This window comes from Agrobacterium tumefaciens, from assembly GCF_013337285.1.
Classification (GTDB): Bacteria; Pseudomonadota; Alphaproteobacteria; order Rhizobiales; family Rhizobiaceae; genus Agrobacterium; species Agrobacterium burrii.
The window spans coordinates 551,375-575,482 of the sequence record NZ_SUPW01000003.1 but is presented as its reverse complement, the minus strand read 5'-3'; the positions used below and the strand labels follow the sequence as shown (position 1 = coordinate 575,482).

At 60.0% G+C, this 24,108-nt stretch carries 18 protein-coding genes; 12 read left to right on the top strand and 6 right to left on the bottom strand.

Going from position 1 to position 24,108, the window contains the following annotated elements; genetic code table 11:
• Nucleotides 1-16 precede the first annotated feature (16 nt).
• Together FCH38_RS12770 and soxR are read left to right on the top strand one after the other, a co-directional pair.
• Nucleotides 17-2,125 (top strand): TonB-dependent receptor domain-containing protein, encoded by a 2,109-nt coding sequence (locus FCH38_RS12770; protein WP_174373996.1) that lies wholly within the window; start codon nt 17-19, stop codon nt 2,123-2,125.
• 159 nt (nt 2,126-2,284) lie between these two features.
• Complete coding sequence (gene soxR / locus FCH38_RS12765; protein ID WP_149899686.1) at nt 2,285-2,740, top strand: redox-sensitive transcriptional activator SoxR; 456 nt, start codon at nt 2,285-2,287, stop codon at nt 2,738-2,740.
• Nucleotides 2,741-2,764: 24 nt separating this feature from the next.
• Here the strand turns inward: soxR and amyA are convergent, their stop codons facing one another.
• The 6 genes from amyA to FCH38_RS12735 all read right to left on the bottom strand — a co-directional run bounded on the left by amyA (nt 2,765) and on the right by FCH38_RS12735 (nt 10,565).
• Complete coding sequence (gene amyA / locus FCH38_RS12760; protein ID WP_174373995.1) at nt 2,765-4,252, bottom strand: alpha-amylase; 1,488 nt, start codon at nt 4,250-4,252, stop codon at nt 2,765-2,767.
• A 111-nt stretch (nt 4,253-4,363) separates the two neighbouring features.
• On the bottom strand, nt 4,364-6,094 hold the full coding sequence (locus tag FCH38_RS12755; RefSeq protein WP_174373994.1) for an acetyl/propionyl/methylcrotonyl-CoA carboxylase subunit alpha: 1,731 nt from the start codon (nt 6,092-6,094) through the stop codon (nt 4,364-4,366).
• Nucleotides 6,095-6,111: 17 nt separating this feature from the next.
• Nucleotides 6,112-7,707 carry a 5-oxoprolinase/urea amidolyase family protein gene (locus FCH38_RS12750; RefSeq protein WP_174374023.1) on the bottom strand — a complete coding sequence of 532 codons (1,596 nt, stop codon included), beginning with the start codon at nt 7,705-7,707 and terminating at the stop codon, nt 6,112-6,114.
• Nucleotides 7,708-7,714: 7 nt separating this feature from the next.
• Nucleotides 7,715-8,524 (bottom strand): putative hydro-lyase, encoded by an 810-nt coding sequence (locus FCH38_RS12745; RefSeq protein WP_174373993.1) that lies wholly within the window; start codon nt 8,522-8,524, stop codon nt 7,715-7,717.
• A 12-nt stretch (nt 8,525-8,536) separates the two neighbouring features.
• A complete protein-coding gene (locus FCH38_RS12740) occupies nt 8,537-9,304 on the bottom strand; it encodes a LamB/YcsF family protein (protein ID WP_153514260.1) in 768 nt (255 codons plus the stop codon).
• A gap of 19 nt (nt 9,305-9,323) precedes the next feature.
• Nucleotides 9,324-10,565, bottom strand: a complete 1,242-nt coding sequence (locus FCH38_RS12735; RefSeq protein WP_149899681.1) for an NRAMP family divalent metal transporter — start codon at nt 10,563-10,565, stop codon at nt 9,324-9,326.
• A gap of 265 nt (nt 10,566-10,830) precedes the next feature.
• Between FCH38_RS12735 and FCH38_RS12730 the strand changes: the two genes are divergently transcribed.
• From FCH38_RS12730 to cysG, 10 genes are all read left to right on the top strand, one after another.
• Entirely contained in the window at nt 10,831-11,496 is a 666-nt protein-coding gene (locus tag FCH38_RS12730; RefSeq protein WP_149899680.1) for a GntR family transcriptional regulator, read from the top strand.
• Nucleotides 11,497-11,596: 100 nt separating this feature from the next.
• Complete coding sequence (locus FCH38_RS12725; protein WP_149899679.1) at nt 11,597-12,184, top strand: ANTAR domain-containing response regulator; 588 nt, start codon at nt 11,597-11,599, stop codon at nt 12,182-12,184.
• A 33-nt stretch (nt 12,185-12,217) separates the two neighbouring features.
• A complete protein-coding gene (locus FCH38_RS12720; RefSeq protein WP_174373992.1) occupies nt 12,218-13,504 on the top strand; it encodes a CmpA/NrtA family ABC transporter substrate-binding protein in 1,287 nt (428 codons plus the stop codon).
• 376 nt (nt 13,505-13,880) lie between these two features.
• Entirely contained in the window at nt 13,881-15,173 is a 1,293-nt protein-coding gene (locus FCH38_RS12715; RefSeq protein ID WP_174373991.1) for a CmpA/NrtA family ABC transporter substrate-binding protein, read from the top strand.
• Nucleotides 15,174-15,287: 114 nt separating this feature from the next.
• Complete coding sequence (ntrB, locus tag FCH38_RS12710; RefSeq protein ID WP_174373990.1) at nt 15,288-16,181, top strand: nitrate ABC transporter permease; 894 nt, start codon at nt 15,288-15,290, stop codon at nt 16,179-16,181.
• Between the two features lie 13 nt (nt 16,182-16,194).
• Nucleotides 16,195-16,992, top strand: a complete 798-nt coding sequence (locus tag FCH38_RS12705) for an ABC transporter ATP-binding protein (protein ID WP_174373989.1) — start codon at nt 16,195-16,197, stop codon at nt 16,990-16,992.
• A 5-nt stretch (nt 16,993-16,997) separates the two neighbouring features.
• Nucleotides 16,998-19,445 (top strand): nitrite reductase large subunit NirB, encoded by a 2,448-nt coding sequence (gene nirB, locus FCH38_RS12700; RefSeq protein WP_174373988.1) that lies wholly within the window; start codon nt 16,998-17,000, stop codon nt 19,443-19,445.
• A gap of 5 nt (nt 19,446-19,450) precedes the next feature.
• Complete coding sequence (gene nirD, locus FCH38_RS12695; RefSeq protein WP_003505867.1) at nt 19,451-19,786, top strand: nitrite reductase small subunit NirD; 336 nt, start codon at nt 19,451-19,453, stop codon at nt 19,784-19,786.
• Nucleotides 19,787-20,000: 214 nt separating this feature from the next.
• Nucleotides 20,001-22,649, top strand: coding sequence for a molybdopterin-dependent oxidoreductase (locus FCH38_RS12690; protein WP_174373987.1), 2,649 nt, complete (start codon nt 20,001-20,003; stop codon nt 22,647-22,649).
• Nucleotides 22,621-24,090, top strand: a complete 1,470-nt coding sequence (gene cysG / locus FCH38_RS12685; RefSeq protein ID WP_174373986.1) for a siroheme synthase CysG — start codon at nt 22,621-22,623, stop codon at nt 24,088-24,090. The genes FCH38_RS12690 and cysG overlap by 29 nt, the downstream gene beginning before the upstream one ends.
• Nucleotides 24,091-24,108 lie beyond the last annotated feature (18 nt).

Sequence of the window (24,108 nt, the reverse complement as noted above, 5' to 3'; positions counted from 1 at the left end):
AATGCGGGGGCGTAACATGGAATTGAAGTACCGCGGCCGAAACAACGCTGCGACAATAATGAAGGCCGGTCTTTCGGCAGCAATGGCTGGAACGGCGCTGGGCTTTGCTCTGCCCGCTTACGCGCAACAGGCATCCGATGGAACAACGGTTCTCCAGCAGATCGTTGTCACCGCATCCGGCTTCGAGCAGAATGTGAAGGACGCGCCTGCCAGCATCACGGTGGTAACACGCGAGGATCTGGAAAAGGGGTCCTATCGCGATCTGACCGATGCTCTGCGCGAAGTACAGGGCGTCTCGGTCACCGGCATCGCCAATGAAAAGGATATTTTCATTCGTGGATTGCCCGGCGCTTACACGCTGGTCCTCGTTGACGGCAAGCGACAAAGCACCCGCGATGCCCGCACCAATGGCAACTCCGGTTTCGAACAGAGCTTCGTGCCGCCGGTTTCGGCGATTGAGCGCATCGAGGTGGTGCGTGGCCCGATGTCCTCGCTTTATGGTTCCGATGCGATGGGCGGCGTCATCAACATCATCACCCGCAAGGTCGGTGATGTCTGGTCTGGCTCCGTCACCACCGAAGGTACGGCGCAGCAGCATTCCAAATTCGGCAATAGCGGCCAAGTCTCCTGGTACGCCAATGGGCCGATCCTGAAGGATCAGCTGGGCCTGCAGGTCTGGGGCAGGGGCTTCACACGCAGCGAAGATCGCGTCCTGAACGGCACCACTGGTGCCAAGGAATATGACTTCAACGGCCGTCTGACGTTTACGCCGAATGAAGACCACGACATCTATCTTGAAGGTGGCAAGACGCGGCTTCGCCGCAGCGCTGAACCTGGCGACACGCTGGCGGCGACTGACGCCAACGGCACCTACAACACCAATACGCGTGACCATTGGTCCTTGTCGCATACCGGCCGCTGGGGGCCGACCACATCTGAATTCTCCTTCCAGCAGGAATGGGCCGAGCGCACCAATTTCACCCGAAATATCCGCACGGGGCGTGTGACCGAAAATCCGCGCTCGCCGGAAGTGCGCAACACCGTTCTGGACGGCAAGTTCACCACGCCCTTCGAATTGTACGGAAACCACACGCTGGTGACGGGCGGCCAATATTTTGAGGCGCGTCTTACGGACCAGAACCCCGGACGCCGCACCAATCTCGACGAAACCTTCTCGGCAACCCAATGGGCGCTTTTTGTCGAGGATGAGTGGCGCATTGTCGATAATTTCGCGCTGACCGGTGGTCTGCGTCTCGATAACCATGAAAAATACGGCAATCATTTCAGCCCGCGCCTTTATGGTGTCTGGAGTGCGACGGAGGAGCTGACCATCAAGGGCGGCATTTCCACCGGTTTCCGCGCGCCTGAAATCCGCCAGGTCGCACCGGGTTATGCCTATACGACCGGCGGCGGTGGTTGCGCCTATGGCCCGAGCGGCACTTGCGGCGTGATTATCGGCGATCCGGGCCTGGAGGCGGAAAAGAGCACGAGCTACGAAGTGGCCGCACTCTGGGACAATGGCGATGTCGCTCTTGGCGCTACCTATTTCTACACCGATTTCAAGGACAAGATTTCCAACGCGCTGGTGCTCAATCCGGATGGGACGCCTGCCCGCTGGAGCGAGGACCGCAATTATCGCCTCTGGTACAACTACAATATCGACGATGCGGTGATTCAGGGTGTGGAGCTGACGGCAACCTGGTACGCGACGCCGGAACTGACGCTGCGTGGTAACTACACCTACACACATTCGGAACAGAAAACCGGCGATTATGAAGGTTTCCCGCTGGCACGGACACCGGAGCATATGGCCAATCTGCGGGGTGACTGGGTGACGCCGATAGATGGTCTCGAAGCCTGGGCCTCGGTCAATTATCACGGATCGGAAATCAATGCCGGACCTCGCATCGGCACCAATGGCACGCCAGTGACGATCAATGGTATGGCTGGGCGCAAATACGAGGCCTACACCACCCTCGATATCGGTGCGAAATATGCAGTTGCTGAAAATGTCGATCTTAACGCGGCCGTCTATAACGTCTTCGACAAGGATGTCGGCACTGACGATTTCAACACCGTTATGGAAGGCCGCCGTTTCTGGATCAGCATGACGGCGAAGTTCTGATACAGCCTGGTTTGCAAGATCTCAGGAGGCGCCCATGTGGCGCCTCTTTTTTTGATCGTTCGCCTATTGACCTCAACTATAGTTGAGGAATTATACCGGCTGCTCTTCAACGAGTTTCCGCGTTTCCGAGCGGAAATCGTTCCGGAAACAGGAGCCAGAATGGAAAGTACCGTGTTCAAGCACAGCCTGACGGTGGGGGAGGTTGCCCATCGCAGCGGCGTTGCGGTTTCCACCATCCATTTTTACGAAGCAAAGGGCTTGATCGAGGGCTGGCGTACCGCCGGCAATCAGCGCCGTTACCATCGCGCCGTCCTTCGACGTATCGCCATCATCCGCATCGCCCAGCGGGCCGGTATCCAGCTCAGCATCATCAGGGATGCAATGGCGGATTTGCCGCAGGATCGGGTGGCGACGGCGGCTGACTGGCGCAGGTTCTCGCAGTCCTGGCGGGAGATGCTTCAGCTTCGCATCAACAGCCTCGTGATGCTGCGCGACCAGCTCACCGGCTGTATCGGTTGCGGTTGCCTCTCGTTGGACGATTGTCCGCTACGCAATCCGAACGATGTTCTGGCCGATGACGGCGCAGGTCCGCGCCGTCTCGTGCCCGGTGAATGAGGGGATATTTCCTGGCGGTAGCCTTCACTCGGTTTCTGCTGGAACCCACACACTGACGCTGCCGCCATTGGTGGGAAAGACGCCCTTGCCGCTGTCGTCAAGGGTGACATGTTCCTCGCGGTGCTCGAGAAAGTCGCGCCAGACCGCGCCTGCATGGTCCGGGCCAAGATCGATCTGCTTTTCCGTCGGCTCGCCATTCGACATCACCACCACACAGCCCGGCGCATCGGCGGTGCCGTGGCGGATAAAGGCGATGCAGCTCGGATCATCGAGAATATCCGTCTGCGCACCGTTGGCGAAACGGCTGCGTGCCTCGATAAGCTTCGGCAGGCATTCGATTGCCGGCATGTCGATCTTATGTTCGTTGCCGTCATTTCCGGTGTCGGTGTAGCTCGTGCCGAACAGATCGGGATAAAAAACGCAAGGAACGCCCTGTTCGCGCAACAGGATGATGGCATAGGCCAGAGGCTTGAACCATGGCTCCACCGGCGCTTCGAGAGACTGCAGCGGCTGCGTGTCATGATTGTCGACCAGCGTAACGGCATGGTCGGGAACCGCCGAGAGCAGCGACCCGTCGAAGATGGTGCGCATGTCGAAATCGCCGCCCTGTTTTGCGGCGTCGTGGAAGCGGTGGTGAAGGGCGACGTCGAAAAGCATCAGCTGCTTGTCGACCAGTTCGAGATAGCTTTTCAGCGCTTCGATATCGGGATGCCAATATTCCGCCACGACAAAAAGATCGGGATCGACCGTCTCACGCATATGGCCAACCCAGTCACGGAAGAACCATGCCGGAATATGTTTGGCGGCATCCAGACGGAAGCCGTCGACCTGCACCTGCTCGGAGAGCCATCGGCCCCAATATTTGAGTTCTTCGTAGACCGCCCGGTTTCTGAACTCGACGTCAGCGCCCATCAGATAGTCGAAATTGCCGTTTTCCTGGTCGACTTCCTCGTTCCATTCCCCGTCGCCATAGTCGTTGACGAGGCGGAAAATACCGTCTTCAGTCGGCTCCTCGATGTGGTCCACACCGCTGAAGCATTTCAGGTCCCAGATGAATTTGGAGTGTTTGCCGTTGCGGCCCGGAAAGGTGAAGCGTGTATAGGCAAGCGCCTGAAAATCTTCATCGTCTATCTCGGTACGGTCTTCTGGATTGACGCTGCGAACCCGGACTTTCTCCTTCTCATCCGCCCCCATCTTGTGGTTGAGAACCACATCATGGATGACACGGATGCCGTTTTCCTTCAGCGTCCGGCCGGCGTGTTCGAGTGCGGTGCGATCGCCATATTTGGTGGCGACGGTGCCCTTCTGATCGAATTCGCCGAGGTCGAAGAGATCATAGGTATCGTAACCCACCGAATAACCACCGGCAGCGCCTTTGTAGGCCGGTGGCAACCAGACGTCTGTGATGCCCATTTTGGCAAGGCTTTCGGCCTTTTCGGCCACCTCGCTCCATAATTTCCCTCCGTCCGGATAATACCAATGGAAGAATTGAAGCAAGGTGCGTCCGGCCATATTTCCCTCACGATGGTTAGCAGGTCGCGCCATAAACGGCCCGGTGGCGAAAGAGTTCCGCCGCCGGAGATGCGCGATCTGCAATTGCGAGGCCGGCAGGTCCGGTGTATATTAGCCGGCTACATCGAGGAGGGCTGCGCCCGCCTGCAGATAGTCGCCTTCCTTGACGATCAGGCGCACTTTGCCGGCCTTGGTGGCGACAATTTGCGTCTCCATCTTCATGGCTTCCATAACGGCCAGAAGATCGCCTTCGGAAACCATATCACCGTCTTTCACCTTGAAAGATTGCAGCGTGCCGGAAACCGGGGCAGTGATTTCGCCCTCCTTTTCCTTGGTCGCAGCACCGGGAGCAGCCGTATTACCGCCGCTGACGGCACCAAGCCCTGATAGCAGCAGGCTCGGCAGGCCGACGGAGACGCGCTTGCCGTCGATTTCCAGAAAGGCGCGGGTGATCGACGGATCATCGGCCGGTGCCGGGCGTTCCATGGCATCCGGCATGGCAGCGAAATCTGTCTCGATCCAGCGGGTATGAACCTTGAATCCATCCGTGCCGATGAAGTCATCCGTCTCGATCGCGGCGCGATGGAACGGCAGAACCGTGGCGATGCCCTCGATGCGGAATTCCTTGAGCGCGCGGCGGGCACGGCGCAGGACCTGATCGCGGTCGACGCCAGTGACGATGAGCTTGGCCATCAGCGAGTCAAACACTCCCGGCACGCTGGAGCCGCTGACGACACCGCTATCCATGCGAATGCCGGGGCCGGAGGGCGCATCGAAAACGGAGATCGAGCCGGGCGTCGGCAGAAAGCCGCGGCCGGGATCTTCGGCGTTGATACGGAATTCCATCGAATGGCCACGCGGTTCCGGTGTTTCAAGTACGCGGAGCTTATGGCCTTCGGCAATACGGAACTGTTCGATAACGAGATCGATGCCGGTGGTTTCTTCGGTAACGGGGTGTTCCACCTGCAGGCGGGTGTTGACCTCGAGGAAGGAAATCGTGCCATCGACGCCGAGCAGGAATTCGACGGTGCCGGCACCGGAATAACCAGCAGCAGCGCAGATTGCCTTGGCGGCGTCATGGATTTTCTGCCGCTGCTCGTCGGACAGGAAGGGGGCCGGAGCCTCTTCGATCAGTTTCTGGTTCCGTCGCTGCAGTGAGCAGTCGCGGGTGCCAAGCACCAGGACATTGCCGTGCTTGTCAGCGATAACCTGTGCCTCGATATGGCGTGGGCGGTCGAGAAAGCGCTCGAGAAAACACTCACCACGACCAAAAGCGGCCGTTGCCTCGCGAACGGCGGATTCGTAGAGATCGGTGATCTCTTCCATCTTCCACGCAACTTTAATGCCGCGCCCGCCGCCGCCATGCGCCGCCTTGATGGCGACGGGCAGGCCATGCTGTTCAGCGAAGGCGGTAACTTCCGCAGCCGTTGAGACCGAGCCGTCACTGCCGGCAACCAGCGGTGCGCCGACGCCGGTAGCGATGCACCGTGCTTCGACCTTGTCGCCCAATGCCTTGATAACCTTCGGGTCGGGGCCGATCCAGATCAGTCCGGCATCAAGAACAGCCTGCGCAAATTCGGCGCGCTCGGACAGGAAGCCGTAGCCGGGATGAACGGCATCAGCACCGGCGCGTTTGGCAATTGCGATCAGCTTGGTGATATCGAGATAAGTCTCGGCCGGGCGCACGCCCTCCAGCGCATAGGCCTCATCCGCCAGCCGGACGAAAAGCGCATCCTGATCGGGATCGGCATAAACGGCGACCGATTGCAGGCCGTAATCGCGACATGCGCGGATGATCCGGACCGCGATCTCGCCGCGATTGGCAATCAGCACTTTTTTCATCGCTCTTCTCCTCGGAATTATGTGTTTTTGGCCGCGATTTCGGCGAAGTTGCCGATCGGGCGGAACTTGATTTTGGCGTTGACGGGGATTTGCCCCGCAAGATCGAGATGATATTCCGCCACCGCGCCGACGACGGGATAACCGCCGGTCAGCGGGTGATCGGCAAGGAAGAGAACCGGCTGGCCGCTGTGCGGAATCTGGATCGCCCCGGTCGCCGTGCCCTCGCTCGGCAATTCGGCGCTGTCCTTACGTTCCACTGCCACTTCGCCGGCAAGGCGGATGCCCACCCGGTTTGATTGCGGGGTGACCTGCCAGAGCTGGCTGGTCAGGGTCTCAAGACCCTTCTGTGTGAACCAGTCGGTGCGCGGTCCAAGAACGACATCGAGCGTCACGACATCGCCGGTTGCCGGCGGATCGAAAGCCGGAACCTCGTCAGTCGAAACGCTGGAGAGGCCGGTCTTTTCACCCTTCAGCGGCAGGATTGTGCCGGCGATTACCGGTTCCGGTCCAACCACGGCGAGCGTATCCGTTGCATAGCTGCCGAGCACCGGCGCAACGTCGAAACCGCCGCGCACGGAAAGATAACAGCGCATTCCCTTTGGCGGCTGGCCGAATGTCACCACATCGCCGGGCTCCAGAGAGATGGGGACATGCGGCTGCGCCGTGAAACTGCGATCTGCCGTCTTGATGGTAACCGGGCAGGGTGCGCCAGCCGTACCGATAACGGTGCGGCTTGTGCTCCTGAAGGAAAAGCCACCGAGCGTCAGTTCGAGACAGGCTGTGTTGGCGGGATTGCCGACGATACGGTTCGCCGCATTGAACGCGCCGCGATCCAGCGCGCCGGAGGCCGATACGCCCTGCCCGGTCTGGCCGAAGCGGCCAAGATCCTGAAAGATGGCGGGCATGGGTGCGGCGAGTACTTCGAAATGCGGGCCGTCTTTTGTTGGTTCTTTTTTGGAGCTGCGCGATGCCATGGAATGGACATCGACCGCTTTGCCGGCCTTGTCCATGTCGACGAAACGCACGCGATAACCGGGCTGGAAAAGCGCGCCGGGATCGCGGTCGATATCCCACATCTTCACCGGCGTGGTGCCGATGATCTGCCAGCCGCCGGGGCTGTTTTGCGGATAGACGCCGCTGAATGCGCCGGCCAGCGCCACCGAGCCGGCCGGAATACGGGTACGCGGGCTTTGCCGGCGCGGCACATGCAGGGCCGGATCGCCGCCGACCAGATAACCGAAACCGGGCGCAAACCCGCAAAAGGCCACGGTGAATTCGCTTTCGGTGTGGCGGCGGATGACCTCTTCGACGCTCATGCCGGTCAGTTCGGCAACGTCTGCGAGATCCTCGCCATTATAATGGACGGGGATTTCCACGAGATCGTCCGAAGGCGCGATTTTTGCCGAGAGATCGCGACTTGCCAGCCGCGCGGCCAGCGCTTCGGCATCGATCTTCTCAGGGCGGAAACGGATCATCAGGGTACGGGCAGCCGGCACCGTCTCTTCAATGCCTTCCACCGGATCGTTTTGAAGCGAGGCGAACAGCGCCAGCGTTTCATCGAGATCGGCAAGTTCGACAAGAATGGTGGTGAGGCTGACAGGGAGAAAACGCATCATGTCCTCACGCGTGATAGGCTGAATCGGGAATATCGGTGATGAACATGTGTCCAGGCGCGTGGGTGATCGCAAACGGCACACCGGACGCCATCACGGCGGCCTGAGGAGTTACGCCGCAGGCCCAGAATACCGGAACTTCGCCCGGTTCGATCCGAACCGCATCGCCGAAATCAGGCTTTGCGAGGTCAGTGATGCCAATTTCTTCCGGCGCGCCGACATGCACGGGTGCGCCATGTACCGCCGGAAAACGTCCGGAAATGGTGGCCGCATCGGCGACGCGCGATGCCGGGATCGGTCGCATGGAAACGACCATGTTGCCCTTCAGCCGCCCAGCCGGACGGCAGGGGCGGTTGGTGAGATACATCGGCACGTTGCTCTTGTCGGTCATGTGGCGGATTTCGATGCCGGCTTCGACCATCGGCGTTTCGAAGGTAAAGCTGCAGCCGATCAGGAAGGCGACGAGATCGTCGCGTTCCGCCCAGGCGGCGGTGGCGTCAGCCGTTTCCTCGGCAAGCTTGCCGTCCCGCCAGATACGGTAGAGTGGCAGATCAGTCCTGAGATCGGCACCGGGTGCCAGAAGCGTGGTGGGTGAACCGGGATCGGAGACATCAAGCACCGGGCAGGGTTTTGGATTGCGCTGCGCATAAAGCAGGAAATCGAAGGCCCAGTCGCGTGGCAGCACGATCATGTTCGCCTGTGTGAAACCGGGAGCGATGCCGGAGGTGGGGGCGATGAGGCCGTCGCGATATGTGCCGCGAGCCTTTCGCGCCGCTTCCGCATCGGTGTGGTTGAGATAGGATGTAGGTATTGTCATTGGCCGCTCCTTTCAGCGATCGGATGCGAAGGAGCGGATTGTTATGCCTTCCGCTTCGAAACGGCGGCGGATTTCCTGGGCGATGGCGACCGCGCCGGGGCTGTCGCCATGCACGCAGATGGATTGCGCTTCGATTTTTATGATGCTGCCGTCGATTGCTTCCAGCGTTCCCTCGCGGGCAAGCTGCACCATACGATCGGCGATTTTTGCCGCGTCATGCAGAACGGCACCGGCTTCCCGGCGCGAAACGAGCTGACCCTGAGGTGTATAAGCACGATCCGCGAAGGCCTCTGCGACAACAGAAAGGCCAGCCTTGCGGGCAAGATCGAGGATAGGCGCATTGGCAAGGCCCATCAGCACCAGCGAAGGATCGATAGCCTTGATACCGTCAATGACCGCCTGCCCCTGCTTCGCATCATTGGCGATGCGATTGTAAAGCGCCCCATGCGGCTTGACGTAGCGCACCGTGGTTCCGGCGGCGGCGGTGACGCCCTTCAGTGCGCCGATCTGGTAGATGACATCGGCAATCAGTTCTTCCGAGGTCACGTCCAGATCGCGGCGGCCGAAGCCGACGCGGTCCGGATAGGAGACATGGGCGCCGACGACCACGCCTTTTTCGGCAGCGGCTTTGACGGTGCGGTAGATGCCGGCAGGGTCGCCTGCGTGAAATCCGCAGGCAATGTTGGCGCTGGACACGATGGCGAGCATCGCCTCATCGTCTCCCATGCTCCACGCACCGTAACTTTCGCCAAGATCGCTGTTGAGATCGATAGCGGCCATGTTTGCCTCCCTTTGGTGTTTACAGGCCGAGCAGGCCGAAGATGGTGCCGGCGGACTTGTAGCCCATGTACCATGTCAGTGCGCAAGTCAGCACGCCGAGCCCGAGCAGAATGCGCGAGTAGCGATGGCCGCCCATCAGGTCTTCGCGCTTCCATGCGGCAAACAGGAAAATGCTGAGGCCTATGGGCAGGATGAGACCGTTCAGGCCGCCGACGAAGACCAGCATGGCCGCGGGTGGCGTGGTGATCAACAGGTAGCAGACGAGCGAGACGGCGATGAAAACGACCGTCGCCATATTGCGGGCGCGCTCGCTCATATCCTGCTTGAAGACGGGCAGGAACGAGACGGATGTATAGGCTGCGCCGATGACGCTGGTGATGGCCGCTGCCCAGAAGATGATGCCGAAGAGCCGGAAGCCGAGATCGCCCGCGGCGGAGCGGAAGGCCTGCGCGGCGGGGTTGGCGGCCTGGCCCGAGGTATCGATGATGACGCCGCTGGCGACGACGCCGAGAATGGCGAGAAACAGCACGTAACGCATGATGCCGGTGACGGCGATGCCGGTCAGCGCGGCGCGGTTGACGGCGGGCAGGTTTTCAATGCCGACCATGCCCCGGTCCAGCAGGCGGTGTGCGCCGGAATAAGTGATGTAGCCGCCGACGGTGCCGCCGACGATGGTGGTGATGGTCGCGAAGTTGATGGTATCCGGCAGGAAGGTCTGGCGGAAGGCGTCGCCGACGGGTGGCGCGGAAACGAACGCTACATACAGCGTCAGCACGATCATCAGGATACCGGCGAAAATGATGAACCGGTCAACGGCAAGACCCGCGCGCTTGGAAACGAAGATGGCGATGGAGAATATCGCGCTGATAGCACCGCCGATTTTCGGGTCCAGTCCGAAAATGGCGTTCAGACCGAGGCCGGTGCCGCCGATATTGCCGATGTTGAAGAACAGGCCGCCGATAATGACGAGAATGGCGAGCAGGTAACCGGCGCCCGGAATGGCCGCATTGGCGATGTCGGAAGCGCGCATCCGCGTCAGCGTCACGATGCGCCAGATGTTGAGCTGGACGACAAAGTCGATGAGGATGGAGGCAAGAATGCCGAAGGCAAAGGCGGCGCCGAGCTGGTTGGTGAAGGTCGCCGTCTGCGTGATGAAACCGGGACCAATGGCCGATGTCGCCATCAGGAAGATCGCTCCCATCAGGGACGCGCGTTTGGACATTTTTGTGCCGGCAGTCGGGGTGAGCTTTTTCTGCTCCATGGATTTTCTCCGCTCCTGTCGCAATCCGCCCCTCGCGGATGCTTTATGCGGTTGATCTTGTCCGGTTCTGTGAAATTGTCAACTTTGTTGAACAATATAAAGTTATCGTTCTTTCATTTTGTCTATTTGTTGGACGTTATGGCCATGATTTAATCACGTTTTTTTCGTGCTTTGCTAATGCTTTGTGCTATGGGCAATCATGCCGTGTCCGAACATGCCTGTCACGGAATTCCCGATGCTGCATTGCTCTTAAGAAAGGGGCGACATGACGGAAACGATAGAGGCTCTGCCGCTTGCGGATCGATTGGCCAAGGGTATCCGTACCCTGCTGATCTCCGGCGAGCTGATGCCGGGACAGCGCCTTTCAGAGGCAGCCTTCAGTGAGCGTTTCGACGTGTCGCGCAATTCATTGCGTGAAGCCTTTCGGCTTCTGACGAAGGATGGGCTGTTGCGCCACGAGGCCAATCGCGGTGTGTTCGTCGCCGTTCCGACCATGGCTTCGGTGATCGACATTTACCGGGTACGGCGCATGGTGGAATGCGGCGCGTTGCGTCAGGCCTGGCATAAACATCCGGCCATTCGCATCATGCGTGCAGCGGTCGAGGATGCCAAGGTGAAGCGTGAAACGGCTGACTGGCTGGGCGTGGGCAGCGCCAACATGAAGTTTCACGCCGCCGTGGTCGATCTTCTCGACAGCGCCCGCCTCAGCGATTTTTACGAGCGTATCGCCGCTGAACTCAGGCTTTGTTTCGGCTTGTTGAAAGATCCCGAACAGCTTCATTCGCCCTTCGTGGACATGAACAGCAAGATCCTGTCGCTGATGGAAGAGGGCAAAGCGGCCGATGCCGGCAATGAGATGGAAATCTATCTCAATCTCTCCGAGCGTACGGTTTTGAAGGCGCTCGAACGCGCCGTCGAACACGCATCCTGATAGGGCAGGCGGCAGGGGAGAGAAAGTCCCTTGGCGCTCCATCCATTTTTGCATCCGCAGCCGATTGCCAAGTTTGCTGCGCTGCGTCATCAATGCTGACATGACGCTTCGCGACCTCACCATTCTTGTCATAGACGAAAACGCGATCCGCGCCTCCATCATTGAGGAGGGGCTGCGCGAGGCCGGCTATCATCGCGTCACGGTCATCCATGAAGTGATCGGGGTGGCGCGTACTATCGAGACGCTGCAGCCCGATGTCATCTTCATCGATCTTGAAAATCCCAACCGTGACATGATGGAGCATCTGTTCCAGCTTACCCGCACGGTCGGCCGGCCGATTGCCATGTTCGTCGATCGCTCCGACACGGCCTCCATCGAGGCGGCCGTCGAGGCGGGGGTTTCGGCCTATGTCGTCGATGGGCTGAAGAAGGAGCGGGTCAAACCCATTCTCGATATGGCGGTCAGCCGCTTCAACGCTTTCAGCCGCCTGCAACGGGAACTTGCCGAAGCAAAATCGGCGCTGGAGGAGCGCAAGGTCATCGAGCGCGCCAAGGGCATCTTGATGAAGATGCGTGGTCTTTCCGAAGAGGAGGCCTTTGCGCTTTTGCGGCAAACGGCGATGAACGAGAAAAAGAAAATTTCCGAGATCGCGCAAAGCGTGGTCACCGCGGCCGGTTTGTTGATGTGACAAAGGCCAGTCGGACAGTGTGGAGTGTATGATATGGCGGCACCGGGAAAAACGGCGGGATCAGATAGCGTAGCGACTGGTGTGCCAGCCATTGTTGGCAGTGACCGTCAGAAAGTCCTGCGTGCCGGTTTTATCCCGCTTGTCGACGCCTCCGTTCTGATTGCGGCGGCCGAATTCGGTTTTGCCGAGCGTGAAGGCCTGTCACTCGATCTCGTCAAGGATGTGTCCTGGGCGAATGTGCGTGACCGGCTGGCGTTCCGGCAATTCGACATCGCCCATATGCTTTCGCCCATGCCCGTCGCCTCGATGCTCGGGCTCGGCTCCAACCCTTCACCGACGATCACGCCCTTTTCGCTCGGGCGCGGCGGCAATGCGATCACGCTCTCGACCCGCCTGTTTGCACGGATGAAGACATTGACGGGGCTGTCTGAAACGGCGGGCGCACTCGAAAACGCCAAGGCCTTGAAACGGGTGCTCGATGATATGCGGGCGCGCGGCGAAGCGCCGCCGACGCTTGGCATGACCTATCCGTTTTCGTCGCATAATTACGAATTTCGCTATTGGCTCGCGGCCGGCGGTATCCATCCCGATCACGACGTCAAACTGGTGGTGGTGCCGCCGCCTTTGACGTCGGATGCGCTCTCGGCCGGCGCCATCGACGGTTTCTGTGTTGGTGCGCCGTGGAACATTGTCGCCGCCGAGCGTGGTGTTGGCAGGATCGTCGCCGCCAAGCAGGATTTGTGGCCGTCGGCACCGGAAAAGGTGATCGGTATGCGGCCCGAATGGGCGGAAAGCCAGCAGGAAACTGTCGGCCGGTTGCTGACGGCGCTCGATGCCGCCGCGCGCTGGTGCGATCTTGCGGAAAATCACGACGAGCTGAGCAGGGCGCTTGCTGACTCCCGCTACATTGGCGCACCTGAAGGCATCATCCGCCGGGTGCTATCAGGCGAATTCAGCATCGACAGCCAGGGCAACCGCCGGGTGATTGACAACTATTTCATCTTCCACGGCGGCCATGCCAATTATCCGCGCCAGAGCCAGGCATTGTGGATTTACAGCCAGATGATCCGCTGGGGGCAGGCAGAGTTTTCGCAGGCGGACATGGATGCGGCCCTTTCCGCCTATCGGCCGGATATTTATCGGGCGGCGCTGGGAGAGACCAATGCACCTGATGATGCCGACATCCGTATCGAAGGGCGGGAAGAGGGCGACCGTTTCGTGGATGGTTTCGTGTTCGATCCAGCTGACATTGAGGGTTATGTGAGTGGCTTTACCGTGCGGACATCCGCGCCGTTTTCCCCGTCCTCCGGAGAGGCGTGACCGACGCCTGGCCTGCAGGCTGCGCAAATTTCAAGCGCGAAATTTTTTTCTTTGCACAAACTAAAGACAAAATAATCGATGATTAAAATTTAATCACGAATTCTACTCTTAAAATTATTGTTTGTTTTCAATGTTATAATTCTAATTTCATGAACTGGCACGCTGCTTGCTTCTCCTTGTTTGCACCGGTCAACGGCGATCGGTGCAAGCAGGGCGCGGCATAGGCGCTTTCGAAGACATAGACGTCGCAAGGTTTTGCTGCCCGGAACACCTCCCGTTCCGAAGGCGCGAATACCGAGCGGCGTTTTTTTATTTTCAGGATTTTTCGCAAGCGAAAACGTCACCGCGCAGGTGGCCCAATAAGGGGAAGATGCGAATGAAAAAGATATTCTCGGGCGATGTCAGTCGCCGCACGATCTTGAGGACGACAGCCACCGCTGCTCTCGTTACGGCCATCCGCACCGCCTTTCCGTCGGGTGCTTTCGCAGCCACCGCTGAGCCGGAAGTGAAAGGCGCAAAAATCGGCTTTATCGCGCTCACCGATGCCGCTCCGCTCATCATCGCGGCGGAAAAGGGGCTGTTTGCCAAGCATGGCATGCCGGATGTCGAGGTTCTGAAACAGGCCTCCTGGGGCGCGACACGCGATAATCTCGTGCTGGGCGGCGCTTCGAACGGCATCGATGGCGCGCATATTCTGACCCCGATGCCTTATCTCATGCACACCGGCAAGGTGACGCAGAACAATGTGCCGGTGCCGATGACAATCCTCGCGCGCCTCAATCTCGACAGCCAGGGCATTTCCGTCGCCAGGGAATATGCAGATACCGGCGTTCAGCTGGATGCTTCCAAGCTGAAGGCGGCTTTCGAGAAAAAGAAGGCCGAAGGCAAGGAGATCAAGGCGGCGATGACCTTCCCCGGCGGCACGCATGATCTGTGGATCCGCTACTGGCTGGCTGCCGGCGGCATCGACCCGGACAAGGATGTCTCCACCATCGTCGTTCCGCCGCCGCAGATGGTCGCCAACATGAAGGTCGGCAATATGGACGTCTTCTGTGTGGGCGAACCGTGGAATGAGCAGCTCGTCAATCAGGGCATCGGTTTTACCGCCTGTACCACCGGAGAACTCTGGAAGGGCCATCCGGAAAAGGCGCTCGGCATGCGCGCCGAGTGGGTGGAAAAGAACCCCAACGCCACCAAGGCGCTGCTGATGGCAGTCATGGAAGCGCAGCAATGGTGCGACGAGATGGCGAACAAGGAGGAGATGTCCACCATCCTCGGCAAGCGCCAATGGTTCAACGTGCCGCCGAAGGATGTTCTCGGCCGCCTCAAGGGCAATATTAATTACGGCAATGGCCGTGTGCTCGAAAATACCGGCCTGCAGATGAAGTTCTGGCAGGATCACGCCTCCTATCCTTTCCACAGCCATGACAGCTGGTTCATCACCGAAAACATCCGTTGGGGCAAATTCGCGCCTGATACCGACGTGAAGGCGCTGGTTGCGAAGGTCAACCGCGAGGATCTCTGGCGCGAAGCAGCCAAGGATCTCGGCGTTGCCGATCTGCCCGCTTCCACCTCGCGCGGCAAGGAAACCTTCTTCGACGGCAAGGTCTTCGACCCGGAAAACCCATCCGCTTATCTCGAAAGTCTTTCCATCAAGGCGGCCTCCTGAGGAGGAGACCGGGTGTCGCCCCTCATCCGCCAGTTGCCGCCGTTCACCGGCCGAGACTGAAGATCGGGTGAGGGGCGAGACCCCGACCGCAACCGACATCAAAAGGAAACGCCCATGTCCGCATTGGCCCGAAAATTCAAGGAAGAGCCGCAGCAGCCGGCAGCGCAAAAGGCAAACGTCGTGGCGCTTACGCCCAAACACCCGTCGCGGATCGATCTGCGCAAATGGGGTGCGGCAGCGGCCCGCAACACCATACCACCGCTTGTCGTGCTCGCTGTGCTGCTCGGCGTCTGGCAGCTGCTCTGTTCCGCCCCCGGCTCGTCGCTGCCGCCGCCAAGCCAGGTCTTCGAGGAAAGCTACGACCTCATCGTCTCGCCGTTTTTCCATAATGGTTCACAGGATATTGGTCTGGGCCTGCGTGTGCTGGTTTCGCTGGAACGGGTGGCTTACGGTTTCGGCCTTGCGGCCATTGCCGGCATCATCATGGGTGCGGTGATCGGCCAGTCGGTCTGGGCGATGCGCGGTCTCGACCCGATCTTTCAGGTGCTGCGCACCGTGCCGCCGCTTGCCTGGTTACCGCTTTCGCTGGCTGCCTTTCAGGACAGCAATCCATCGGCGATTTTCGTGATCTTCATCACCTCCATCTGGCCAGTCATCATCAATACGGCGGTCGGCGTGCGCAACATTCCGCAGGATTACCGCAATGTCGCGCAGGTGCTGCGGCTGAACCAGATCGAGTTTTTCTTCAAGATCATGCTGCCATCGGCAGCACCCTACATCTTCACCGGCCTGCGCATCGGCGTCGGTCTTTCATGGCTAGCCATCGTTGCGGCGGAAATGCTGACCGGCGGTGTCGGCATCGGCTTCTTCATCTGGGATGCGTGGAATTCCTCGCGCCTGCCCGACATCATCGTGGCGCTCGCCTACATCGGCGTCGTCGGCTTCATGCTCGACAAGCTGGTGGCGGCGCTTGGCAAGGTCATCACCCGCGGCGCTGCGGCCAACTGAAAGGGCGATAACTATGAACGCTTATCTGAAGCTCGATCATATCGACAAATATTTCGACAAGGGTGGTTCGCGCGCCGAGGTGCTGAAAGGCATCAACCTCACCATCGAAAAGGGTGAATTCGTCTCGGTCATCGGCCATTCCGGCTGCGGCAAGTCCACCATGCTCAACCTGATTGCCGGGCTGACGAAGGTTTCAGCCGGGGCGGTGCTTCTCGAAAACCGTGAGGTCAACGAACCCGGCCCGGAACGCGCCGTCGTGTTCCAGAACCACAGCCTGCTGCCGTGGCTTACGGTCTATGAAAACGTCAATCTCGCCGTGGAGAAGGTGTTCCGCAACACCAAGACGCGGGCCGAGCGGCATGACTGGGTCATGCGCAATCTCGATCTCGTGCAGATGGGACACGCGAAGGACAAGAAGCCGTCGGAAATTTCCGGCGGCATGAAACAGCGCGTCGGCATTGCCCGGGCGCTTGCCATGGAGCCGAAAATCCTGCTGCTGGACGAGCCTTTCGGCGCGCTGGACGCGCTGACCCGCGCCCACCTCCAGGACGCGGTGATGGAAATCCACGCCCGGCTGGGCAACACCATGGTCATGATCACCCATGACGTGGACGAGGCGGTGCTGCTGTCGGATCGCATCGTGATGATGACCAACGGCCCCGCCGCCCATATCGGCGAAGTGCTCGAGGTGCCGCTGGCGCGACCGCGTCACCGCATCGAGCTTGCATCCGACAAGACCTATCTCAAATGCCGCGAAGCCGTGCTGAAGTTCCTCTACGAACGTCACCGCTTCGTCGAAGCTGCGGAGTAACGACTATGGCGCAAAAACTCGTCATCATCGGTAATGGCATGGCGCCGGGGCGCATGCTGGAAAACCTGTTCGAAACCGCCCCCGGCCTTTACGACGTCACGATCTTCAACGCCGAGCCGCGCGTCAATTACGACCGCATCATGCTCTCGCCGGTGCTATCAGGCGAAAAGAGCTATGAAGACATCGTCATCCACAACGACGAATGGTATGCGGCCAACAATGTGACGCTGCACAAGGGCGCGAAGGTCACCGGCATTGACCGGGACAAAAAGACCGTCACCAGCGAAAATGGCATCACGGTCTCCTATGACAGGCTGGTCATCGCGACCGGTTCTTTGCCTTTCATCATTCCCGTTCCCGGCCATCAACTGCCCGGCGTGCTCGCCTATCGCGATCTCGACGACGTGACGAAGATGCTGGAAATCGCCAAGGGTAAGGGCCGCGCCATCGTCATCGGCGCGGGTCTTCTCGGGCTCGAAGCGGCTTATGGCCTGAAACGTCAGGGTATGGACGTCACCGTCATCCACCTGATGCCAACGATCATGGAACGCCAGCTCGATCCGGCAGCGGCCTATCTCCTTGAAAAGGCGCTCAACGAACGCGGCATCGACATCATCACCAAGGCCAATACCAAATGCATTCTCGGCGAGGAGAAGGTCGAGGGCATCGAGCTGGAAGACGGCCGCGTCATCAAAGGCGACATGGTCGTTATGGCGGTCGGCATTCGTCCGGCCTCGGGTCTGGCGAAAGAAGCCGGCATCGCCGTCAATCGCGGCATCGTCGTGGATGACGGCATGATGACGTCGGACGCTTCGATCTATGCGCTGGGTGAATGCGCCGAACATCGCGGCATGTGTTATGGCCTCGTCGCCCCCCTTTATGAATCGGCGCGAGTGCTGGCAGACAGGCTATGCGGCGGTTCGGCCGAATATCACGGCTCCGTCACCAATACCAAGCTCAAGGTCACCGGCATCAACCTGTTTTCCGCCGGTGATTTTGCCGAAGGTGACGACCGTGAGGAAATCGTGCTGCGCGATGCCACCGCCGGCGTCTACAAGCGCCTGATCCTGCAGGAAAACCGCATCATCGGTGCGGTTCTTTATGGTGAGACGGCGGATGGATCATGGTTCTTCGACCTGATGAAGAAATCGACCGATATTTCCGCCATGCGCGAAACCCTGATCTTCGGCCAGGCCTATCAGGGAGGGTCCCCGCTGGACCCTATGGCGGCCGTTGCAGCCTTGCCGGATGATGCGGAAATCTGCGGCTGCAACGGCGTTTGCAAGGGTAAGATCACCTCGAGTATCACCTCAAAGGGGCTGACGTCTCTGGACGATGTGCGCGCCCACACCAAGGCGTCGGCCTCCTGCGGCAATTGCACCGGCCTTGTCGAGCAGCTGATGACGCTGACGCTGGGCGACAGCTACAATCCCGCCGCCGTGCAGCCCATGTGCAAATGCACCGATCTCGGCCATGACGATGTGCGCCGCCTCATCAAGGCCAAGGGCCTGAAGACCATCCCTGCCGTGATGCAGGAACTGGAATGGAAAACCTCCTGCGGCTGCGCCAAATGCCGGCCGGCGCTCAATTATTATCTCGTCTGCGATTTCCCGGACGAATATGCCGACGATTATCAGTCGCGTTACATCAACGAGCGTGTCCACGCCAACATCCAGAAAGACGGCACCTATTCAGTCGTGCCGCGTATGTGGGGCGGGGTTACCTCTTCCTCCGAGCTCAGGGCGATTGCGGATGTGGTCGACAAGTTCGACATCCCGATGGTGAAGGTGACGGGCGGCCAGCGTATCGACCTTCTCGGCATCGAGAAGGAGGATTTGCCGGCGGTGTGGTCCGATCTCGGCAAGGCCGGTTTCATTTCCGGTCAGGCCTATGCCAAGGGGCTGCGCACCGTGAAAACCTGCGTGGGTGAACAATGGTGCCGCTTCGGCACGCAGGATTCCACCGGGCTCGGTATCCGCATCGAAAAATTCATGTGGGGTTCGTGGACACCCGCCAAGCTGAAGCTTGCCGTTTCCGGCTGTCCGCGCAACTGCGCCGAGGCCACCTGCAAGGATATCGGCGTCATCTGCGTCGATTCCGGTTTCGAGATCCATTTCGCCGGTGCGGCCGGTCTCGATATCAAGGGTACGGAAATCCTCGGTCTCGTCCACACCGCGGATGAGGCGCTGGAGCATATCGTGGCGCTCACACAGATGTACCGCGAACAGGCGCGCTACCTCGAGCGCATCTACAAATGGGCCAAGCGTATCGGTTACGACGAGGTTCGCCGCCAGATCATGGACGATGCCGACAAGCGCCGGGCCTATTTCGACCGCTTCGTCTTCAGCCAGAAATTCGCGCAGGTCGATCCTTGGTCGGAACGTGTGTCCGGCCACGACAAGCATGAGTTCAGGCCCATGGCGGCAATCGGTTTCAGTGAGGCGGCGGAGTGAGAGCGATGGACAGCAACTGGATCGATATAGGCGATATCTCCGACATTCCGCTGCGTGGTGCGCGCTGCGTGAAAACGCCGATGGGCAAGATTGCCGTGTTCCGCACGGCGGAAAACCAGGTCTTCGCCATCGAGGATCATTGCCCGCACAAGGGCGGCCCGCTGAGCCAGGGCATCGTGCACGGTGCTTCGGTGACGTGTCCGCTGCACAATTGGGTCATTTCATTGGAAACCGGCAAGGCGCTGGGGGCGGATGAGGGGGAGGTGAAGACCATCCCCGTCCGCAATCTCGATGGCCGGCTTTCGATAGCGCTTGAAACTTTGATGATTGCGGCGGAGTGATTTTGGATGGCGGCGAAGATACCCCCCTCTGTCCTGCCGGACATCTCCCCCTCAAGGGGGGAGATCGACAAGCTGCGGGCTTTCCGCTTCATCTCTATGGTCGGCGACGCAGACTGTGGAGAGAAGTTTGTGCGGCGATTGATCTCCCCCCTTGAGGGGGAGATGTCCGGCAGGACAGAGGGGGGTAAACGCCTCGCGTTGAGAGGGCAAACCCATGCCCGTTGAAACAAAAACCACCTGTCCTTATTGTGGCGTCGGCTGTGGCGTCATCGCCACCGTCAACGACAATGGCGCCGTTTCCGTCAAAGGCGATCCGGACCACCCCGCCAATTTCGGCCGCCTGTGTTCGAAGGGTTCTGCTCTGGCAGAGACCATCGATCTTGACGGTCGCCTTCTCCACCCGAAAATCCACGGAAAACCCGCAACGTGGGACGAAGCCCTCGACGTCGTGGCGTCGCGCTTCTCTGAGACCATCGCCGAACATGGCCCAGATTCGGTTGCCTTTTATGTCTCCGGCCAATTGCTGACCGAGGATTATTACCTCGCCAACAAGCTGATGAAGGGTTTCATCGGTTCGGCCAATATCGATACCAATTCAAGGCTTTGCATGTCGTCTTCGGTCGCCGGCCATCGCCGCGCTTTCGGAGCCGATACAGTGCCGGGCACCTATGAGGACATGGAGCTTGCCGATCTGGTGATCTTGACCGGTTCCAACCTCGCATGGTGTCATCCGGTCCTCTATCAACGGCTGGCGGCGGCGAAGACGCTGCGGCCGGACATGAAAGTCGTCGTTATCGATCCGCGCCGGACGATGAGCGCCGATATCGCCGATATGCATCTCGCCATCCGGCCGGATGGAGATGTGGCGCTGTTCACCGGCCTCCTGGCGCATATTTCCGGCAGCGCCGCGATCGACAATGCTTATGTGCAAAACCACACGGCCGGCTTCGACGACGCCATTCAGAGCGCAGGCGAGCATAGCCTGCCGGAGATCGCCGAGGCCACCGGCCTGACAATCGCGGAGCTGATCTCCTTTTACGAATTGTTCGAACGCACGGAAAAAACCGTCACCTGTTACAGCCAGGGCGTCAATCAGTCAGAGAGTGGCACCGACAAGGTCAACGCCATCATCAATTGCCACCTTGCCACCGGCCGCATTGGCAGGCCGGGCATGGGGCCGTTTTCGCTGACCGGCCAGCCCAACGCCATGGGCGGGCGCGAGGTCGGCGGGCTGGCCAACATGCTGGCCGCCCATATGGCTATCGAAAATGCCGAAGATCGCGATCGCGTGCAGCGTTTCTGGGCCTCACCCGCGATTGCGCGAAAACCCGGCCTGAAGGCGGTGGATATGTTCCGAGCCGTGGCCGACGGCCGCATCAAGGCGTTGTGGATTATGGCGACCAACCCCGTCGTTTCCATGCCGGATGCAAGCGCCGTTGAAGCCGCGATCAAGGCCTGTCCTTTCATCGTGGTGTCCGATGTCATGGCTGACACCGATACCGCTCGTCACGCCCATGTGCTGTTGCCATCGCTCGGCTGGGGGGAGAAGGACGGCACCGTCACCAACTCCGAACGGCGTATTTCCCGCCAGCGCGGTTTTCTGGACGCGCCCGGTGAAGCGACGGCCGACTGGTGGCAGATGGCGGAAGTGGGCCGGCGGATGGGTTTCGACACTGCCTTTGCCTACCGGCAAGCGTCGGAGATTTTTGCCGAACACGCTGCTCTTTCCGGCTTCGAGAATGCAGGAAGCCGTGATTTCGATATTAGCGGGATTGAACGGGATTCTTACGATGCGATGACGCCCTTTCAATGGCCGAAAGCCGCACACGGTGGCAACGCCGAGACGCGCTTTTTCGCGGATGGCCGTTTTTACCATCCCGATGGCAAGGCGCGGTTCATCGCCACCGCCTTGCCGGAGACCGGCAGAACATCGCCTGATTATCCGCTGACACTGAATACGGGCCGTATCCGCGATCAATGGCACACCATGACCCGCACCGGCAAAAGCGCGCGGCTGACTGCCCACATTGCCGAGCCATTCGCCGAACTTCACCCGCGTGATGCGCAGGTGCTGGGCATCGAAAGCGCTGATCTGGTGGAGCTGGAAAGCCCGTATGGCAAGGTTCTGCTGCGCGCACTGGTCAGCGAAAGACAGGCGCGCGGATCGGTCTTTGCGCCGATGCACTGGAACGACCAGTTCGCATCACGGGCGCGCATCGATGTGGTTGTCGCGCCGGTCACGGATCCGCATTCCGGCCAGCCCGCTTCGAAAAATGTGGCGGTGAAGGCAAGGCTTTTCGAGGCAAAGGCTTATGGCTTCGCCATCTCCCGCACCCGGCCCGATGCGCCGGATTGTGCCTACTGGGCGATTGCGAAGGCGGAAGGCGGCTATCGCATGGAGCTTGCCTTCGAGGAAGAGCCGCATGACTGGACGCTCTGGGCGCGGCGGGTTTTCGGCATCGATGTCAGGATCGAGCCGCTGGGTTATAGCGACCGACAGACGGGTGATCTGCGCCTCGCTTTTTTCGATGGTGAGACTCTCTTGGCAGCGCTGTTCATCGCCAATCAGCCGGTGGCCGTCGCCCGCAACTGGGCTATCTCGCAATTGACCGAGCGCCATGAGGATTTGCGCATGCGCTTTGCGCTGGTCGCCGGTCGTCCCGGTGCCGGACGCGCCGATCCGGGTGCGACGGTCTGCTCGTGCTTTAATGTTGGGGTCAATCAAATCACTGCCGCCATCCGCGATGGCTGTCACAGTGTCGAAGCCATCGGCAAGGCGTTGAATGCCGGAACCAATTGCGGCTCCTGCCGCGCCGAAATCAGGGGGATCATCGATGGATGCCTTAAAACCGCAGCGGAATGAACCGGCGCGCATGGAAAAGCTGGCCAAATTGCCGGTCTTCTGGGGGCTGGAGGGTAAACGTGTGGTGCTGGCAGGTGGATCGGATGGGGCCGCCTGGAAGGCGGAACTGCTGCTTGCCTGCGGCGCGGAGGTGCATGTTTATTGTGCCCGAAGCGATTTGTCGGAGACCTTCAACGCACTTGTCACAAAAAGCCCGGCCCTGATTTTTAACGACCACCTGTGGCATCCCGGCATATTCGAAAACGCCGAACTGGCGCTGGCGGATTGCGAAACGTATGTGGAAGCTGAAGCCTTTTATGCCGCGGCGCGGGCGGCCGGTGTTCCCGTCAACGTCATCGACAAGCCGGAATTTTGCCAGTTCCAGTTCGGCTCCATCGTCAATCGCTCGCCGGTGGTGGTGTCGATTTCCACCGATGGTGCGGCCCCCATTCTGGCGCAGGCAATTCGCCGGCGCATCGAGACGTTGCTGCCGCTGGCGCTGAAGGATTGGGGCGCGCTTGCCCAGACGATCCGCGAGCGCGTCAATCTGCGGCTCGCGCCCGGCCCGTCGCGGCGATCTTTCTGGGAAAAATTCGTCGACCGGGCTTTTACCGAAAGGCTGGATGAGAGCAGCGAAGAACGGCTGCTGATGGATATCGGAACGCAGACCGCGCGCACGGGCTCAGGGCGCGGACTTGTGACGCTCGTGGGTGCCGGTCCGGGCGACGCCGAGCTTCTGACGCTGAAAGCAGTTCGCGCCCTGCAGGCCGCCGATGTCATCTTATTCGATGATCTCGTGTCAGCGGAAGTGCTGGAACTGGCGCGGCGGGAGGCGAAGCGCATGCTGGTCGGCAAGCGTGGCGGCCGGGAAAGCTGCAAGCAGGAAGACATTAACGATATGATGATCCGCCTCGCCAAGGCCGGCAAACGGGTGGTGCGGCTGAAATCCGGCGATCCGATGATTTTCGGGCGCGCCGGTGAGGAGATCGCCGCGCTGGAGGCCGAAAATATCCCGGTAGACGTCGTGCCGGGCATTACCGCCGCAAGTGCCATGGCCTCCCGCCTCGGCGTCTCGCTGACGCATCGCGACCATGCCCAGTCTGTCCGCTTCGTCACAGGTCATTCGCGGCAGGGAAAGTTACCGGAGAATATCGATTGGGCATCGCTCTCCAATCCCGCCGTGACCACCGTTTTTTATATGGGCGGCCGAACCGCAGCAGCTATCCAGTCTTCCCTGCTCGCTAGTGGTATGCCCGCCTCGACGCCGGTTGCGGTGATGATTTCCGTCAGCCGGGCGAATGAACAGCGCTGGTGCGGTTCGCTCGCGCAATTGGCTGCGGCAGTCGAGAGACTGGGCGTGAACGAACCCGTGCTGATCGGCATCGGTGATGCGTTTGGCACCGCGTCTTCGGGGCTCTCCGCTCACGATATACAGGAGCGGCTGGCTCAGAAAGCCGGCTAATAAGTTTGCGCTCAACGT